This is a genomic window from Vibrio sinaloensis (genome assembly GCF_023195835.1).
Lineage (GTDB): Bacteria > Pseudomonadota > Gammaproteobacteria > Enterobacterales > Vibrionaceae > Vibrio > Vibrio sinaloensis_C.
Window position 1 is genome coordinate 2662632 of record NZ_CP096199.1, and the last position, 19100, is coordinate 2681731.

Here is a 19100-nt window from a genome sequence, read left to right on the forward strand (position 1 = left end):
TGTGTTCTCTACACATTCAATCTGTTCTTGCTTCGAGTCCATCAAAACCCTTTGGGTGTTGTATGGTTAAGCCTCACGGGCAATTAGTACAGGTTAGCTCAACGCCTCACAACGCTTACACACCCTGCCTATCAACGTTCTAGTCTCGAACAACCCTTTAGGACTCTCAAGGAGTCAGGGAAGACTCATCTCAGGGCTCGCTTCCCGCTTAGATGCTTTCAGCGGTTATCGATTCCGAACTTAGCTACCGGGCAATGCGTCTGGCGACACAACCCGAACACCAGAGGTTCGTCCACTCCGGTCCTCTCGTACTAGGAGCAGCCCCCTTCAATCTTCCAACGCCCACGGCAGATAGGGACCGAACTGTCTCACGACGTTCTAAACCCAGCTCGCGTACCACTTTAAATGGCGAACAGCCATACCCTTGGGACCGACTTCAGCCCCAGGATGTGATGAGCCGACATCGAGGTGCCAAACACCGCCGTCGATATGAACTCTTGGGCGGTATCAGCCTGTTATCCCCGGAGTACCTTTTATCCGTTGAGCGATGGCCCTTCCATTCAGAACCACCGGATCACTATGACCTGCTTTCGCACCTGCTCGAATTGTCATTCTCGCAGTCAAGCGGGCTTATGCCATTGCACTAACCTCACGATGTCCAACCGTGATTAGCCCACCTTCGTGCTCCTCCGTTACTCTTTGGGAGGAGACCGCCCCAGTCAAACTACCCACCAGGCACTGTCCTCAACCCGGATAACGGGTCTAAGTTAGAACATCAACACTACAAGGGTGGTATTTCAAGGACGGCTCCAACGATACTGGCGTACCGTCTTCAAAGCCTCCCACCTATCCTACACATGTAGGGTCAATGTTCAGTGCCAAGCTGTAGTAAAGGTTCACGGGGTCTTTCCGTCTAGCCGCGGGTACACTGCATCTTCACAGCGATTTCAATTTCACTGAGTCTCGGGTGGAGACAGCGTGGCCATCATTACGCCATTCGTGCAGGTCGGAACTTACCCGACAAGGAATTTCGCTACCTTAGGACCGTTATAGTTACGGCCGCCGTTTACCGGGGCTTCGATCAAGAGCTTCGTCCAAAGACTAACCCCATCAATTAACCTTCCGGCACCGGGCAGGCGTCACACCGTATACGTCATCTTACGATTTTGCACAGTGCTGTGTTTTTAATAAACAGTTGCAGCCACCTGGTATCTGCGACTCTCAATAGCTCCATCCGCAAGGGACTTCACCGTCAAGAGCGTACCTTCTCCCGAAGTTACGGTACCATTTTGCCTAGTTCCTTCACCCGAGTTCTCTCAAGCGCCTTGGTATTCTCTACCCGACCACCTGTGTCGGTTTGGGGTACGATTCCAACTTATCTGAAGCTTAGAGGCTTTTCCTGGAAGCATGGCATCAATGACTTCACACCCGTAGGTGCTCGACATCGTGTCTCAGCCTTAAAGAGAGCCGGATTTACCTAACTCTCAAGCCTACGCACTTGAACCTGGACAACCGTCGCCAGGCCCACCTAGCCTTCTCCGTCCCCCCATCGCAATAAGTTGAAGTACGGGAATATTAACCCGTTTCCCATCGACTACGCCTTTCGGCCTCGCCTTAGGGGTCGACTTACCCTGCCCCGATTAACGTTGGACAGGAACCCTTGGTCTTCCGGCGAGGAGGTTTTTCACCCCCTTTATCGTTACTCATGTCAGCATTCGCACTTCTGATACCTCCAGCAAGCTTTACAACTCACCTTCAACGGCTTACAGAACGCTCCCCTACCCAATACATAAAATGCATTGCCGCAGCTTCGGTTTATAGCTTAGCCCCGTTACATCTTCCGCGCAGGCCGACTCGACTAGTGAGCTATTACGCTTTCTTTAAATGATGGCTGCTTCTAAGCCAACATCCTAGCTGTCTAAGCCTTCCCACATCGTTTCCCACTTAGCTATAATTTGGGACCTTAGCTGGCGGTCTGGGTTGTTTCCCTCTCCACGACGGACGTTAGCACCCGCCGTGTGTCTCCCGGATAGTACTTACTGGTATTCGGAGTTTGCAAAGGGTTGGTAAGTCGGGATGACCCCCTAGCCTTAACAGTGCTCTACCCCCAGTAGTATTCGTCCGAGGCTCTACCTAAATAGATTTCGGGGAGAACCAGCTATCTCCAGGTTTGATTGGCCTTTCACCCCTAGCCACAAGTCATCCGCTAATTTTTCAACATTAGTCGGTTCGGTCCTCCAGTTGATGTTACTCAACCTTCAACCTGCCCATGGCTAGATCACCTGGTTTCGGGTCTATATCCAGCAACTCGACGCCCAGTTAAGACTCGATTTCTCTACGGCTCCCCTAGATGGTTAACCTTGCTACTGAATATAAGTCGCTGACCCATTATACAAAAGGTACGCAGTCACAGGACAAAGCCTGCTCCTACTGCTTGTACGTACACGGTTTCAGGTTCTATTTCACTCCCCTCACAGGGGTTCTTTTCGCCTTTCCCTCACGGTACTGGTTCACTATCGGTCAGTCAGTAGTATTTAGCCTTGGAGGATGGTCCCCCCATATTCAGACAGGATATCACGTGTCCCGCCCTACTCGATTTCACTGATGATGAGATGTCGGTTACGGGGCTATCACCCTGTATCGCGGCACTTTCCAGAGCCTTCACCTGTCTCATTAAAAGCTTAAGGGCTAGTCCAATTTCGCTCGCCGCTACTTTCGGAATCTCGGTTGATTTCTTTTCCTCGGGGTACTTAGATGTTTCAGTTCCCCCGGTTCGCCCTGTTGAGCTATGTATTCACTCAACAGTAATACCTTATGGTATTGGGTTTCCCCATTCAGAAATCCCAGACTCAAATGGTTGTTACTACCTAATCTGGGCTTATCGCAAGTTACTACGTCTTTCATCGCCTCTGACTGCCAAGGCATCCACCGTGTACGCTTAGTCACTTAACCATACAACCCCAAAGGGTCTTCTGTTTAAACAACCAAAGTTGTCTCCAATTTTTTAAACATGATGGAGACACGATTTTGCCGGACTCAAATATTAAACATCACAATAGATTGTGGTGTTTCCAAGAACACTTGAATGTGTGTTGGTACCTATTCAAAAGAATAGGATTTGAGAACTTTTAATTGAATAACAACGCATCTCAAAGAGATGGGGATTGTTGTTATTCGTCAGCTTTCCAAATTGTTAAAGAGCAAATCACCTCAATGAGGTAACCATTTTTAAACACACTCATAAGAATGCTTAAAGATGGTATCCCGTAGGGGAGTCGAACCCCTGTTACCGCCGTGAAAGGGCGGTGTCCTAGGCCTCTAGACGAACGGGACACTAAGGAGGGCTCTAATAAAGACGTATCAATCTGTGTGGACACTCATCGCGACTTATTTGTTTCCGCTTTAAAAAGCAGAAGCAAACTATCCGTATCGTATAAGGAGGTGATCCAGCCCCAGGTTCCCCTAGGGCTACCTTGTTACGACTTCACCCCAGTCATGAACCACAAAGTGGTGAGCGTCCTCCCGAAGGTTAAACTACCCACTTCTTTTGCAGCCCACTCCCATGGTGTGACGGGCGGTGTGTACAAGGCCCGGGAACGTATTCACCGTGGCATTCTGATCCACGATTACTAGCGATTCCGACTTCACGGAGTCGAGTTGCAGACTCCGATCCGGACTACGACGCACTTTTTGGGATTCGCTCACTCTCGCAAGTTGGCCGCCCTCTGTATGCGCCATTGTAGCACGTGTGTAGCCCTACTCGTAAGGGCCATGATGACTTGACGTCGTCCCCACCTTCCTCCGGTTTATCACCGGCAGTCTCCCTGGAGTTCCCACCCGAAGTGCTGGCAAACAAGGATAAGGGTTGCGCTCGTTGCGGGACTTAACCCAACATTTCACAACACGAGCTGACGACAGCCATGCAGCACCTGTCTCTCAGTTCCCGAAGGCACACTCGTATCTCTACAAGCTTCTGAGGATGTCAAGAGTAGGTAAGGTTCTTCGCGTTGCATCGAATTAAACCACATGCTCCACCGCTTGTGCGGGCCCCCGTCAATTCATTTGAGTTTTAATCTTGCGACCGTACTCCCCAGGCGGTCTACTTAACGCGTTAGCTCCGAAAGCCACGGCTCAAGGCCACAACCTCCAAGTAGACATCGTTTACGGCGTGGACTACCAGGGTATCTAATCCTGTTTGCTCCCCACGCTTTCGCATCTGAGTGTCAGTATCTGTCCAGGGGGCCGCCTTCGCCACCGGTATTCCTTCAGATCTCTACGCATTTCACCGCTACACCTGAAATTCTACCCCCCTCTACAGTACTCTAGTCTGCCAGTTTCAAATGCAATTCCGAGGTTGAGCCCCGGGCTTTCACATCTGACTTAACAAACCACCTGCATGCGCTTTACGCCCAGTAATTCCGATTAACGCTCGCACCCTCCGTATTACCGCGGCTGCTGGCACGGAGTTAGCCGGTGCTTCTTCTGCAGCTAACGTCAAAGATGTACGCTATTAACGCACACCCCTTCCTCACTGCTGAAAGTACTTTACAACCCGAAGGCCTTCTTCATACACGCGGCATGGCTGCATCAGGCTTGCGCCCATTGTGCAATATTCCCCACTGCTGCCTCCCGTAGGAGTCTGGACCGTGTCTCAGTTCCAGTGTGGCTGATCATCCTCTCAGACCAGCTAGGGATCGTCGCCTTGGTGAGCCCTTACCTCACCAACTAGCTAATCCCACCTGGGCATATCCTGACGCGAGAGGCCCGAAGGTCCCCCTCTTTGAGCCGAAGCTATTATGCGGTATTAGCCATCGTTTCCAATGGTTATCCCCCACATCAGGGCAATTTCCCAGGCATTACTCACCCGTCCGCCGCTCGACGCCGTTAACGTTCCCCGAAGGTTCAGTTAACTCGTTTCCGCTCGACTTGCATGTGTTAGGCCTGCCGCCAGCGTTCAATCTGAGCCATGATCAAACTCTTCAATTTAAGATTTTGTTTGGCTCAATGAATACTGATAAGTTTCTAGTGACTAGAAGCTAGTTGCTAGAAAACTTGAATTGACTGTGCTCGAATGATTGCTCATTCAAATGGTCACTCAGTTCATTGAAACCTAAATTGTTTCCGAAGAAACTATTTGGATTATCATCAACGAGTGCCCACACAGATTGATAGGTCTATATTTTTAAAGAGCTTCTCTTCTTTGTGATTCGTATCACTTCGGAAGAGGCGGCCATTCTAGCGAGTTAAGTTTTAGTGTCAACCACTTTTTTAAAACTTTTTTCAAACGTTGCCGTTTGGCTAGTAAACCGTGCCAACTTTGCTTGAACCCTTGTGAGCCCTTGCCCTGTCGACGAGGAGGCATTATAGAGATCGCGCTCACATTGGCAAGCGTTATTTTGGAAAAATTGCAAAAATGGCATTTAAGCGCCGACTTTTCGCTCAAACCCTTATTTATTCAACTTTACCCAAGCATAGCGAACACCATACCCACAGAGTTATCCACAATCACTATTTTTCAGACAAAACAAAAGGCCGCATTGCGACCTTTTTTCTTACTATATAGGAGGGTAGATTAGATACCGGAACCATCTTGTTCGTTACCATCATCTTCATGAAGTCCACACTCACGCTTTAAACCAAAGAAGCGAGTTTCTTCTTCACTCATTCCTGGTTCCCACTTTTTAGTGGTGTGCGTGTCACCGACTGACAAATAGCCTTCATCACGTAGTGGGTGATAAGGCAAGCCATGTTCTTCTAAGTAATAGTGGACATCTTTATTAGTCCAGTCGATGACCGGCAAAAACTTAAATACGCCATTTTGAATCGACAAGATAGGTAAGTTAGTACGCGACTTGGATTGCTCTCGACGCAGGCCTGAGAACCAAGTGGATACTTCTAGCTCATCGAGCGCTCTGCGCATAGGTTCAACTTTATTTATCTTGTTGTACTTTTCGATGCCCTCTATACCCTGCTCCCAAAGCTTCCCATAGCGAGCTTCTTGCCAGTTAGGACTTTCCGCCGCGCGATAAACTTTTAGATTTAGGGTTAGCTGCTCACTTAACTGATCAATAAAGCGATACGTTTCAGGAAACAAGTAGCCCGTGTCAGTCAGAATCACTGGCGTATCCGGAGCCTGTTGAGTCACAAGGTGCAGCATGACTGCAGCTTGAATACCAAAACTGGATGATACGGCGAACTCACCTTCGAGGTTTTCTAATGCCCAGGCCACTCTTTGTTGGGCGGTTAGCTTCTCTAACTCTGCATTCATTTGTGCAAGACGGAGTATTTGCTCCGTCTTCGTTAAGGAGAGTAGTTCTGCTAACTTCGGTTTGGAAGCGACAGAATCAAGCATGTAAGTCCCTCTTCGATACTTTGACTTCTTGGATGATGCCAGCGCGGATTGCAAAATCACCAAACCCTTCGCCATCTTCACGCTCTTGAGCCCAACGACCTACGAGCTGATCAATCTCTGCTAGTATCTGTTTATCGGTGATGTTCTCTTTATACATCTTAGGAATGCGCGTACCGGCGCGGTTCCCACCTAGGTGCAGGTTGTAACGCCCTGGCGCTTTACCAACCAGGCCAATCTCGGCCAACATGGCACGGCCACAGCCATTTGGACAACCAGTCACACGAAGAATAATGTTGTCTTCTTTCGGTAAACCGTGTTTCTCGAGGATGCCTTCTACATCAGTGACAAACTGAGGGAGAAAACGCTCTGCTTCCGCCATCGCAAGTGGACAGGTTGGGAATGCCACACACGCCATTGAGTTTTTGCGCTGTTCACTCACACTGTCATCAATCAAGCCATGCTCGCGGGCGATCTTCTCGATCTTCGCTTTCTGACTTTTAGCCACACCAGCAACAATGAGGTTCTGGTTGGCTGTCATACGAAAGTCACCTTTATGGATTTTGGCAATCTCAGCAACACCGGTTTTCAGTGGTTTGCCCGGGAAATCCAATAAGCGTCCATTCTCGATAAATAAGGCTAGATGGTGTTTACCATCAATACCTTCCACCCAGCCAATGCGGTCGCCACGATCAGTGAACTCGTATGGGCGGCTATCGGCAAACTTCACACCAGCGCGTTTCTCGACTTCGGCTTTAAACACATCAATACCAACACGATCGAGTGTATATTTGGTTTTTGCATTTTTGCGGTTTGAACGGTTACCCCAGTCACGCTGTGTGGTTACTACCGCAGCAGCAACATCTAGTGTCTTCTCTAGTGGCACAAAGCCAAAGTCATCAGCACGGCGCGCATAGGTTGATGTGTCACCATGCGTCATTGCCAAGCCACCACCGACTAATACGTTAAAGCCCACCAGCTTACCGTTCTCACCAATAGCAACAAAGTTAAGGTCGTTAGCATGAACATCAACATCGTTTTGTGGCGGGATCACAACCGTTGTTTTGAACTTACGTGGAAGATAGGTTTTACCTAGAATCGGCTCATCATCTTCTGTTGTTTCGACCTTCTCGCCATCTAACCAGATTTCAGCATAGGCTTTAGTTTTCGGCAGCAGGTGCTCACTGATCTTCTTCGCCCACTCATAAGCTTCTTGGTGAAGCTCTGACTCGATTGGGTTGGTGGTACAAAGTACGTTACGGTTGACGTCACCAGCTGTCGCTATCGAATCAATCCCAATGCTGTTTAATGTTTGGTGCATAAGCTTAATGTTTGGCTTAAGCACGCCATGGAACTGGAACGTTTGACGTGTTGTTAGACGGATACTGCCATACAGTGAGTGCTCAGTGGCAAACTTATCGATCGCCAACCACTGCTTTGGTGTAATAATCCCGCCCGGCATACGTGCACGAAGCATGACATTATGCAGTGGCTCTAATTTTTGCTTAGCGCGCTCGTTGCGAATATCACGGTCGTCTTGCTGGTACATGCCGTGGAAACGAATGAGCTGAAAGTTATCCGCAGTAAAGCCACCAGTGATCTTGTCTTGCAGATCTTGCTCTATGGTTCCGCGCAAAAAGTTGCTTTGAGTTTTCAGACGCTCGTTATCAGATAACTTTCCTAACTCTTCGCCTAATACAACCTGCTTATTATTCTCAGTAGAAAAAGTCATTAGTACACATCCCTTTGATAACGTTTCGCCTTGCGTAAATCATTTATAAACTGTTCTGCATCATCACGTGGCATCTGACCTTGTTGTTCTGCCACTATCACTAGAGCGTCGTGAACATCTTTCGCCATACGAGTCGCATCACCACACACATAGATGTAGGCACCCTCTTGTATCCACTGCCAAACTTGTTCAGCGTTTTCCAGGATTCGGTGCTGCACATACACTTTTTCGCCTTGGTCACGACTAAATGCCACATCTAAGCGGTTTAGCACACCTGACTTAAGGTACTTCTGCCACTCTACTTGGTAGAGGAAATCTTGCGTAAAGGTACGGTCACCAAAGAACAACCAGTTCTTACCCTCGGCCTCTCGGTTATCACGCTCTTGAATGAAGCTGCGGAATGGGGCAATACCCGTACCAGGGCCAATCATGATCACTGGAGTGCTATCATCTTGTGGCAGTTTGAAGTTATTGTTGTGCTCAACGAACACTTTCACTTCACCACCTTCCTCTAGGCGCTGAGCGAGGAAGCTTGATGCGCCACCGTAGCGCTTTTCTTCACCTTTATCGTATTCAACCAGACCTACTGTTAGATGCACTTCTTCATCCACTTCCGCTTGGCTAGAAGCAATTGAATAGAGACGAGGGGTTAGGCGTCGTAACAAAGAGACCAGCTGTTCTGCAGTGAGTTGGGTCTTTTTCTCACCCAAGACATCCACGATTTGCGTACTCGTTGCGTATTCTCTTAACTTATCTTTGTCTTCAACCAGCTTAAGCAGTTTCTTGCTACCAGACAGCTCGGCAAACTTGCTCACCAACTGAGGGTTAGCAGCGGTGATTTCAAACTTGCTCACTAGTGCACTGTGAATAGAGAGACTTTCACCCTCTACGTCGACACTTTCAACGCCAGACAGACCGACTTTACCGAGAATGGCATTGGCCAACTGTGAGCTGTTTTCATACCAGACACCCAGCGCATCACCCGGTTGATAGGTTAAACCAGAGCCTTCCAAGTCGATTTCGATATGACGGACATCTTTACCTGAGTCACGTCCGGTGATTTTTTGACTCGTCAAAAGTGTCGCGGTGTAAGGGTTTTGCTTGTTGTAAGCAGATGGCGTCGCGGCCTGACCAACGGGAAGTTGCACCACTTCTGCTTCTGAGCCTGATGCAAGTGCTTGCTTGACTGTCTCTAACGCTTGGTCGCGCCACGCCTTGGCTGGCTCTTCGTAGTCGACATCACAGTCGACGCGATCGATAAATGACGTCGCACCGAGCTTAGCGAGGAAACTATCGAAGTCTTTACCTGTTTGACAGAAGAACTCATAGCTGGAATCGCCAAGACCAATCACACCATACTGGAGGTTCGGTAGCTTGGGAGCCTTCTTAGACTGAAGAAACTCATGCAACTCAATCGCATTATCTGGTGCTTCACCTTCGCCGTTGGTCGACGCAACAATGATCACGTGGGTTTCTTTGGCTAAGTTTTTCCCTTTGTAGTCACTAGCATCGAACAATTGAGCACTAATGCCTTGAGCCTGAGCTTCTTGCTCCAGAGATTCAGCCACACTTTTCGCATTACCCGTTTGCGAAGCGTAAATGATCGTCAGCTTTCCAGCTGGTTTGGCTGCGACCGCCGCAACTGCCTGACTAAGTGGCGCTGCTGCTGACGCTGTTTGTGTTTGTGATAGTCCCCAAAAGTAACCACTGACCCAAGCTAACTGCTGGGGAGACAGTTCGGTCACCGTCTGCTGTAAATTACTCAACTGCTGATCGTTGAGTGGAGCAGCGATAGATGGTAATTCTTGTGGCGTGTTTCCTTGAGAGGACACGTTCTTGTTTAAAGACATGGTCTCGACATCCCTATTCATTGCGTGATGATAGATTAACCACTCTCTTTAATAACAAGAAAGAATAGAAGTGAATGTTTTATAACTTTTTGAATTAAAGAATGAAGAGAAAAGCAGCATCTCACTCTATTTAGCTTCGACGCGTACCTGCTTAAATCCAACCGCCATCGCTGTCTTAGACGCATGATCTAAATCTAAGTAGTGGCACTCTTCTCCGTTTGAGTCGGTTAAAAGAACGAACCCCCCTCGGGCATGTCGGAACTCTACGATCCAATGCCCCTCCTGAGCCGAAGGCTCGATAATAGCTTCGACCAACTGTTGTTCGCGATATAAGTTTCTAAGTTCAGTAATCGTCATGAGATTCCTTTCTCGGGATGATGCACGTTCCCTTACTAATGATGGTCAAAGCACGAGAAAGTACTAAATGAAAAGGCGACGATATAATTAATAGATATAAAAAAGCGCCGCTTTATATTACGACGCTTTTGTAAAACTCGCTTCAAATGCAATGCTGTGTTGCGCTTTACTCTTTTCGCGCACAGCTAACCACTCATCTGATACTGGTGTATAGGCCTTATCGTGGCTGGGCAACGTGATTTTTGAAAAACCAAATCCCTATCGCAATCACAATCAGCCAAGGAATCAGCTTCAACGCGGCACTTAACATGCCTAGCAGTAGCATCACCACCAACGAGAATGCGATACCCGCCATCACAGTCACCACAGTGACCCCTGTCACTAACAAGGTCGCGACAAACACCAATATAAAGATCAATTCAAACATATGATTCTCCTTAGTTTGATTAACTCATTTCACGATGCGTGCCAATTCGAAACAAAACACTAACTAATTGAAAAAACTGAATAAAAAAAGAGCTCTTCGTTTCGAGAGCTCTTTATTAAATTCATGGTTGGTAAAAAACACCCTATTAGTTGGTATTTTTCACACATTCAATTCTTGAGGAATTTTAGCCAATGCAGCTTGAACAACTTCAATACCCGCACCCGGTTTATGCGCGTTTTCACTAATATACCGACGCCATTGGCGCGCACCCGGCATATTTTGAAACAGCCCCAACATATGACGTGTAATGTGGCCCAAATAGGCACCATTCGTTAGTTGCTGCTCAATGTACGGGAACATTTGTTCAACAACCTCAGTACGCTTTTTGATAGGCTTATCCAAACCAAAAATCTGTTGATCGACTTCAGCTAAAATATAAGGATTTTGGTACGCCTCGCGGCCAACCATCACGCCGTCAAGGTGCTGCAAGTGCTGCTTTGTCTCTTCCAAGGTTTTTACTCCACCATTTACCGCAATCACAAGATCAGGAAAGTCTTGCTTTAATTGGTACGCACGCGGGTAATCTAATGGCGGAATTTCACGGTTTTCTTTTGGGCTAAGACCAGATAACCAGGCTTTACGCGCGTGAATTGTGAACTGCTCACAGCCACCTTTCTCTGAGACGATCGAAACAAAGTCCGTCAGGAACTGATACGAATCCTGATCATCAATACCAATGCGCGTTTTTACTGTGACTGGTACATCAACTACATCACGCATCGCCGCAACGCAATCGGCCACCAGTTGAGGCTCTGCCATCAAACACGCACCAAAGCGACCGTTCTGAACACGATCAGACGGGCAACCAACGTTTAAGTTAATTTCATCATAACCACGCTCTGCCGCCAGCTTGGCGCACTTAGCTAAGTCTTGCGGGTTTGAGCCACCGAGCTGCAATGCGACCGGGTGCTCCTCCTGGTTGTACGCTAGAAAGTCACCTTTACCATGAATGATCGCGCCTGTAGTGACCATTTCGGTATAGAGCAGCGTTTCGCTGGTTAACAAGCGATGAAAGTATCGACAATGACGGTCGGTCCAATCGAGCATGGGTGCAATGGAAAAGCGCTGCATCGGAAAATCTTGTTGGGATTCAGGGTTAGACACAAAGCCACCTCTAAACAGTTAGTGCCGCTTGAGAACATCCATATTACAGGCGGTATAAAAAACAATCGCGCGATTATACACCGCAATAGTTAAAGAATCAGGACAAATCTTGCTAAGCCATTTCAGGAAACACTTTGCCCCTTCAATTGCATTGAGGATTTGTCGATTAAAGCAACTCGCGTACAGTAGCGATCCAAAGCACAGGTTTAACGACAAAAACGGAGGAATCAACTTATGTTAGTATCGTTTTTATTGTAGATAAGGTAACTTATAGCCACTCGGCTGGGGTTAAATCCACCAGTTGCATAACGAGTAACACACTGACTCCACTGTGAGTATTTACCTATTGAGCAACGATAAACCTCAAGAAATGGTATATTATTAAAAATGTCCAATGGTAACGGTGACAAGTTTGGATCAGCAGTTAGTAAAACAAATTGAAGAGATATGCACTGCCCGTGGCGTTAGGTTAACGTCACAGCGTAAAAGAGTATTCGAACTCATCTGCGCCAGCCCAAAAGCGTCAAGTGCATATGAACTGTTGGAAGAGCTCAAACTGAGTGAACCTCAAGCAAAACCGCCCACCGTTTATCGCGCTTTGGACTTTTTGCTTGAGCAAGGCTTCATCCATCGAGTTGAGTCGACCAATAGTTACATCCAATGTTGTTCGTGCAATGCACATAAGCATCACTCTCATTTGCTGATTTGTGATAAGTGCGGCAACGTTATTGAACTGCAAGATGATAGTTTGGTAGCCTTGTTGACAGACAATGCTCAAGCTTATGGCTTTACCATTACGAATCATGTAATTGAATCACATGGCATTTGTCAGTCCTGTTTGGCCGACAATGTGAAATAAAGATATAGAAGAAGATTATGCGCGCTGAATTTGTAAACCCGTTTTTAGCTTCATTGATGAATGTCTTGAAAACGATGGCTTCACTGGAACTGAAGCCACAGAAACCTCGTGTCAAGAAAGATGAAATTGCACGTGGTGACGTATCAGGTTTAATAGGGATGGTCGGCCCAAAGAGTCGTGGCTCTATGTCTATTACATTTGATGAAAGCCTTGCTCTCGAGATCATGCAAAATATGCTCGGAGAGCGTCCAAACGGCTTGAATGACGAAGTCACCGATATGGTTGGTGAAATCACCAACATGGTCACTGGTGGCGCGAAACGCATCCTCGCAGAGAGTGGGTTTGATTTTGATATGGCAACGCCTGTTGTCGTTTCAGGCAAAGGTCATACTATCCGCCATAAGTGTGAAGGCTCAATTATCATCATGCCGTTCTCATCACAGTGGGGCAATGCCTTCATCGAAATTTGCTTTGAGTAATCACCACAGAGCACATAAAAAACGCTTCCCTCGGGAAGCGTTTTTGCGTTTTAGCTAATGATGTCTCGTGCGCGGAGCACTTGCAGACAATCATCCACCAGCGCTTCAATCGATTTCTCACCAGCCAACAAGTTGATTTCTGGGTTTAGCGGCGCTTGGTACTCAGAGTCAATCCCAGTGAAATTGGCGATCTCTCCGGCTCTGGCTTTCTTGTATAAACCTTTAGGATCACGTTGCTCACACACATCAAGTGAGGTATTGACAAATACCTCGAGAAACTCCGCTTCTGGCAGCATTTCTCGCACCAGTTGTCGCTCAGCACGATGAGGCGAGATAAATGCGGAGAGGACAATCAAGCCAGCATCCGCCATCAGCTTGGCTAACTCGCCAATACGTCGAATGTTTTCTCGACGGTCTTGCTCAGAAAAACCTAAATCCCGGCATAATCCATGACGAACATTATCGCCATCAAGCAAGTAGGTATGATGACCTAACTGGGCCAGACGCGTCTCTAAAGCCCCGGCAATCGTCGATTTACCGGCCCCTGACAGTCCAGTAAACCAAAGCACAACTGGCTTTTGCTGCTTTAAGCGAGCACGAAATGATTTATCGATCGCGTGCTGGTGCCAGACAATATTTTCATCTTTGTTTGCCGTTTCCGTAGTCATAGTTCAATCCTTTTAAAACGGAAAGAAAAGTGGGATTAGCGTCAGTACCAACGCAGAGTAAACAATGGAGATCGGTATACCCACTCGAACATAATCAGTAATTGTGTAATTACCTACGCTATAAACCAATAGGTTGGTTTGATAGCCATAGGGTGAAATAAAACTGGCGCTGGCACCAAATAGAACCGCCATAATAAACGGCATAGGATCAACACCATAGCCAAGCGCCATGCTGTAACCGAGAGGAAAGGCCAACGCCGCGGCAGCGTTGTTGGTAACCAGTTCGGTCAAAATCAGCGTCAACAAATAGGTCGCAACCAAAGCGCCAAATACGCCCCAACCGTTAAAGCCTTCGATAAACATTTGCCCAAGGCTTGCCGATAGCCCAGACGACAACATCAATTGAGCAATCGATAGCGCCGAACCAACAATCACCACGATATCGACAGGAAAACGTCGGCGTAGCTCCCCAAGCTGGATCACGCCACACAGCAGTGCAGCAATCAAAAACAGCGATAGCCCTTTAATAAGAGGGAACACACCCGCTAAAGCTAAGCCAATGACTGCGGCAAAACCGAGTAACACTAAGGTGGATTTGCGACTGTCGAGACGTGCGCTTGAGTCGAGATCATTAACCAACACAAACTCTTTTCGATGAGCTTGACGCTCTTGCTCAAAGCGCTTACCCGGAACCAGTACTAAAGTATCCCCGGCATTCAACGTGATGTTACCAAGTCCGCCTTGAAGTCGTTCGTGACCGCGGCGTATAGCGACCACTACCGCATCAAAACGATCTCGGAAATGGCTCGACTTGAGGGTCTTATTACAAAAGCTTGCCGAGGAGCTGACCACGACTTCAACAAAACCTTGGCCATTGAGATGGTGTTGCCCAAACAGAGTAAGGCCCTGGATCTCTTGCAGTGTTGCGACGCTCTCGATATCTCCACAAAACAGCAATCTGTCACGCGCCTGCAACACAAACTCAGGATCAACTGAAGGCAAAGAGTGACCATCTCGCACCACTTCAGCGAGAAACAACTTACGCAGAGCCCGCAAATTGTTTTCACTGATACTACGACCGACCAAAGGAGAGCCTGGCTCGACACGCGCCTCAAGAAAATAGGGTAAATCTTCCTGACTGTGATCATCGTAATTTGGCAGCAGGTAACTGATCGGGATCAGGATCAACAGTCCACCAACAAGCACAGATAGGCCGATCATGGTTGGCGCAAAAAAGTTCAAACTGGGCAGTCCTGCATCTTCAACAAAGCTGTTGATGATCAAGTTAGTCGAGGTGCCGATCAAAGTTAGGGTGCCACCAAAGATCGCCGCATAAGAGAGTGGGATCAACAAACGTGATGGTGCATGTTGCTGATTGCGTTTGATCGCGCCAATCAGCGACACCACCACCGCGGTGTTATTGGTGAACGAAGAGAGCAATGCAGTAGAGAGCCCCATCTTGGCCACCACTACCGCTAAACAGCCGGTAGACAAAGAACGGCTTACCCAGCTGATTAAACGGGTTTTCTCTAGTGCTGCCGAGGCCAAGATCAGCAACACCAGAGTAAGCAGTGACGAGTTAGTAAAGTTAGTGGCAACATCGCCAAGCTCAATCATCCCGGCTATAAACGCGACAAACGCCGCCCCCGCAAAGATGAAACTTGGCTTAATTCGTGTTGTGAGTAGGCAGGTGATAATCGCCAATAACATCGCTAACACAAAACCTTGTTGCCACATAAGCTTACCTATCGCCTTCGCTGACTATTTGAGTAGTCGGCTGATATCTTTCGCTTCCCAGTGCGGGAAGTGCTTGCGAACCAGTGCATTAAGCTCAAGTTCAAACGCTGAGATATCCGTGGCTTTTTGCTCCACTTGCGACAAGCTCTCACGCACCAAACCCGCACCGACGGTAACATTGCTCAAACGGTCAATGATGATGAAACCACCCGTGTCTTGGCATGATAAGTAAGCGTCCACGGCCACCGACTCGGTAAGCGTCCACTCACATAAGCCAATACCATTCAATGGCAGCTCAACCGCAGAGTGAGTCGACAGATGGTTAATATCATATTGATGACGAATCGCTTCCACTCGACCTACGGTCTTCTTGCCGGCGATCTTGATGTCGTACTCGCGGCCCGGTTGCAAAGGTTGCTCGGTCATCCAAACCACATCGGCTAGCAGGTGGTTCGTCGACTCGACTTGAGCGTTGTCGAGCACAATCAGATCACCGCGGCTAATATCAATTTCATCTTGCAGAGTTAAGGTCACCGCCAAGCCTGCTTGCGCTTGTTCAATATCACCGTCAAAAGTGACAATACGTGCAACTTTCGATGTCTTACCCGAAGGCAACGCCTTGACCGAGTCGCCGACTTTTATCGAGCCAGAAGCAATCGTGCCGGCAAAACCGCGGAAGTCGAGGTTCGGTCGATTCACGTACTGCACCGGGAAACGGAACTCACCAATCTCCTTCTCGTGGTCAACGTCCACGTTTTCCAACAATTCAAGCAAAGGCGCGCCATCAAACCAACCTAACTTCTCACTTGGCTCGACCACGTTATCACCCTCTAGCGCCGATAACGGAATGATCTGAATATCGATTTCACCATGAAGGTTTTTCGAGAACTCTAAATATTCGTCGCGGATCTGCTCAAAACGTTGCTGTGAATAATCGACAAGATCCATTTTATTCACTGCTACGACAAAGTGTTTGATCCCCAATAGATTTGAGATAAACGAATGACGTCGAGTTTGATCCAAAACGCCTTTGCGAGCATCAATCAAGATCACTGCCAGATCACAGGTCGAGGCGCCCGTAGCCATATTACGTGTGTACTGCTCATGCCCCGGCGTATCGGCGATAATGAACTTACGTTTCTGAGTCGAGAAGTAACGGTAAGCGACATCAATGGTAATCCCCTGCTCGCGCTCAGCTTGCAGGCCATCGACCAATAGAGCCAAGTCGGGACGCTCGCCCGTGGTACCGACGCGCTGACTGTCGTTGTGTACCGCGGCCAATTGATCTTCATATATTTGCTTCGAATCATGGAGCAAACGGCCAATCAGAGTACTTTTGCCGTCGTCTACCGAGCCACAGGTTAGGAATCTAAGTAGTGACTTGTACTGGTGCTGTTTCAGGTATCCTTCGATACCAAGCTCGTCGAGTTGAGCTTCAACTGCGCTATTCATCTTGTTAATCCTCAATCCTTAGAAGTAGCCTTGGCGTTTTTTCAGTTCCATCGATCCAGACTGATCGTGGTCGATCGCTCGGCCTTGGCGCTCACTTGATGTGGCCACTAACATCTCTTCGATGATGCCCGTGAGTGTATTAGCTTCAGACTCAATTGCCCCTGTCAGTGGGTAGCAGCCCAAGGTACGGAAGCGGACACTCTTGTGCTCGATCTTCTCACCCGGTTCGAGCTTCATTCGATCATCATCAACCATGATCAACATGCCATCGCGCTCGACCACTGGGCGGGTATCCGCCAAGTAAAGGGGGACAATTTCAATGTTTTCTAGGTAGATGTACTGCCAGATATCGAGCTCAGTCCAGTTGGACAATGGGAACACACGAATGCTTTCCCCTTTATTGATCTGGCCGTTATAAGTACGCCATAGCTCAGGGCGTTGGTTTTTAGGATCCCAGGTATGGTTCTTATCACGGAATGAATAAACACGCTCTTTGGCTCGGGATTTCTCCTCATCACGACGAGCGCCACCAAACGCCGCATCAAAACCATACTTGTTCAGCGCTTGCTTTAAGCCTTGCGTTTTCATAATGTCGGTGTGCTTCGACGAACCATGAGTAAAAGGACTGCACCCCATCGCCAAACCTTCTGGGTTCTTGTGCACTAAAAGCTCAAACCCATACTTCTCTGCGGTTTTATCGCGAAACTTGATCATCTCCTTAAACTTCCAGTCGGTATCGACATGCAAGAGTGGGAATGGAATCTTGCCCGGATAAAACGCTTTGCGTGCCAAATGAAGCATGACCGACGAATCTTTACCGATCGAATACATCATCACTGGGTTATCAAACTCAGCGGCAACTTCACGAATAATGTGAATACTCTCCGCTTCGAGTTGTTTTAAGTGGGTTAAACGTTCTTGGTCCATGTTAGTTGCTTCCTTTACGGCTCAACGAGCCTGTGGCTAATCTAAATAATGGCGTGAGTTAGGCAGTCTGACGCTGCATGTTCTTGGTCGCTTCAGGCTGCGGCTCGAACCAAGCCAACTGCTCTGACAGAGACACAACCTCACCGATCACAATCAGTGACGGCGATTGCGCGTCTTTTGCGAGGTCAGCGAGTTGAGCTAACTGACCTTTGAATACTTTTTGTTGGCGCTGAGTACCGCGCTCGATGATGGCGATCGGGGTATCAGCTTGGCGTCCATGCTCAATCAATTGGGCTTGAATGTACTCCGACTTCATCAAACCCATGTAAATCACTAGGGTTTGGTTGCCGCGTGCAAGCGTTGACCAATCCATCTGGTCGCTTTCTGCTTTGAGATGACCGGTGATGAACATCGCCGACTGGGCGTAATCGCGATGAGTTAATGGAATCCCGGCGTACGCTGTTGCCCCCGCTGCTGCGGTAATACCAGGCACAACGTGGAAAGAGACGCCCGCTGCGGCTAACACTTCGAGCTCCTCGCCACCGCGACCGAAAATAAACGGATCGCCACCTTTAATCCGCACAACCCGATGGCCTTTTAAAGCAAAGTCGAGCAACAGTTGGTTGGTTTTCTCTTGAGGGACGCTGTGATGACCGGCGCGCTTGCCAACGCAGACTAAAATGGCGTCACTAGGGACCAGCGCCATAATGTCATCCGACACTAGGTAGTCGTACAGCACTACGTCGGCTTGCTGCAGAAAGCGCATCGCTTTGATAGTCAGTAACTCGACATCGCCCGGGCCTGAGCCCACTAGCGCCACTTCGCCGTGTCCGAGCACGCTAGTGCCGATGGAGTTCAAATCTGCTTGATTGTTACGCTGTGCGCGCTGATTGCTCAGAGGAAATTGAGAAATCGTATCCTTGCTCGCCATAATGTCGCCCTATCTGGTTGGTTTAAGCATTATGGCGATCTGATCATATTACCTGAAATTCTAAAATTTCATTTTTTATACCTTTTTATGATAAGTCGTTGGCATCAAGGTGTTCACTGCTTAATCGTTTTTGAGAGATTCTCAACAGAACAGCGTATAGCACTCGGC

The 19100-nt window shown here is 48.2% G+C and carries 13 protein-coding genes, 1 tRNA gene and 2 rRNA genes; 2 read left to right on the forward strand and 14 right to left on the reverse strand.

Annotated features, from left to right (window positions below):
• Positions 1–62: 62 nt before the first annotated feature.
• The 9 genes from MTO69_RS12090 to dusA all read right to left on the reverse strand — a co-directional run bounded on the left by MTO69_RS12090 (position 63) and on the right by dusA (position 11846).
• Positions 63–2952: ribosomal RNA gene (locus MTO69_RS12090) — 23S ribosomal RNA — on the reverse strand.
• Between the two features lie 305 nt (positions 2953–3257).
• Positions 3258–3333 (reverse strand) — tRNA-Glu (locus MTO69_RS12095).
• A 101-nt stretch (positions 3334–3434) separates the two neighbouring features.
• Positions 3435–4986, reverse strand: a 16S ribosomal RNA gene (locus MTO69_RS12100).
• Together the 16S and 23S rRNA genes with 1 tRNA gene alongside form the textbook arrangement of a ribosomal RNA operon.
• Positions 4987–5572: 586 nt before the next feature.
• A complete protein-coding gene (locus tag MTO69_RS12105) occupies positions 5573–6352 on the reverse strand; it encodes a phosphoadenylyl-sulfate reductase (RefSeq protein WP_248329542.1) in 780 nt (259 codons plus the stop codon).
• Positions 6345–8081 (reverse strand): assimilatory sulfite reductase (NADPH) hemoprotein subunit, encoded by a 1737-nt coding sequence (gene cysI, locus MTO69_RS12110; RefSeq protein ID WP_248329544.1) that lies wholly within the window; start codon positions 8079–8081, stop codon positions 6345–6347. Before cysI ends, MTO69_RS12105 begins: the two co-directional genes overlap by 8 nt.
• Positions 8081–9931 carry an assimilatory sulfite reductase (NADPH) flavoprotein subunit gene (locus tag MTO69_RS12115; RefSeq protein WP_248329546.1) on the reverse strand — a complete coding sequence of 617 codons (1851 nt, stop codon included), beginning with the start codon at positions 9929–9931 and terminating at the stop codon, positions 8081–8083. The genes cysI and MTO69_RS12115 overlap by 1 nt, the downstream gene beginning before the upstream one ends.
• A gap of 126 nt (positions 9932–10057) precedes the next feature.
• Positions 10058–10288, reverse strand: coding sequence for a hypothetical protein (locus tag MTO69_RS12120; protein ID WP_248329548.1), 231 nt, complete (start codon positions 10286–10288; stop codon positions 10058–10060).
• Between the two features lie 217 nt (positions 10289–10505).
• The gene (gene pspG / locus MTO69_RS12125; RefSeq protein ID WP_248329550.1) at positions 10506–10715 is read right to left on the reverse strand and encodes an envelope stress response protein PspG; all 210 of its coding nucleotides are present in this window, start codon (positions 10713–10715) and stop codon (positions 10506–10508) included.
• A gap of 159 nt (positions 10716–10874) precedes the next feature.
• Complete coding sequence (gene dusA / locus MTO69_RS12130; RefSeq protein ID WP_248334474.1) at positions 10875–11846, reverse strand: tRNA dihydrouridine(20/20a) synthase DusA; 972 nt, start codon at positions 11844–11846, stop codon at positions 10875–10877.
• A gap of 427 nt (positions 11847–12273) precedes the next feature.
• Here dusA and zur point away from each other — a divergent pair, with 427 nt between their 5' ends.
• Positions 12274–12738: a zinc uptake transcriptional repressor Zur gene (gene zur / locus MTO69_RS12135; protein WP_248329552.1), complete on the forward strand. Its 465-nt coding sequence runs from the start codon at positions 12274–12276 to the stop codon at positions 12736–12738.
• 17 nt (positions 12739–12755) lie between these two features.
• Complete coding sequence (locus tag MTO69_RS12140; protein WP_176286786.1) at positions 12756–13217, forward strand: chemotaxis protein CheX; 462 nt, start codon at positions 12756–12758, stop codon at positions 13215–13217.
• Positions 13218–13267: 50 nt separating this feature from the next.
• Here MTO69_RS12140 and cysC read toward each other — a convergent pair whose 3' ends face one another.
• Genes cysC through cobA form a run of 5 tightly spaced genes read right to left on the reverse strand, consistent with a single transcriptional unit; the run spans position 13268 to position 18932 of the window.
• Complete coding sequence (gene cysC / locus MTO69_RS12145; protein WP_248329554.1) at positions 13268–13885, reverse strand: adenylyl-sulfate kinase; 618 nt, start codon at positions 13883–13885, stop codon at positions 13268–13270.
• 12 nt (positions 13886–13897) lie between these two features.
• Complete coding sequence (locus tag MTO69_RS12150; RefSeq protein WP_248329556.1) at positions 13898–15622, reverse strand: SLC13 family permease; 1725 nt, start codon at positions 15620–15622, stop codon at positions 13898–13900.
• A gap of 24 nt (positions 15623–15646) precedes the next feature.
• Positions 15647–17074, reverse strand: a complete 1428-nt coding sequence (cysN, locus tag MTO69_RS12155) for a sulfate adenylyltransferase subunit CysN (protein WP_248329558.1) — start codon at positions 17072–17074, stop codon at positions 15647–15649.
• 18 nt (positions 17075–17092) lie between these two features.
• A complete protein-coding gene (gene cysD / locus MTO69_RS12160; RefSeq protein ID WP_248329560.1) occupies positions 17093–18001 on the reverse strand; it encodes a sulfate adenylyltransferase subunit CysD in 909 nt (302 codons plus the stop codon).
• A 58-nt stretch (positions 18002–18059) separates the two neighbouring features.
• Positions 18060–18932, reverse strand: coding sequence for a uroporphyrinogen-III C-methyltransferase (gene cobA, locus MTO69_RS12165; RefSeq protein ID WP_248329561.1), 873 nt, complete (start codon positions 18930–18932; stop codon positions 18060–18062).
• Between the last annotated feature and the right edge of the window lie 168 nt (positions 18933–19100).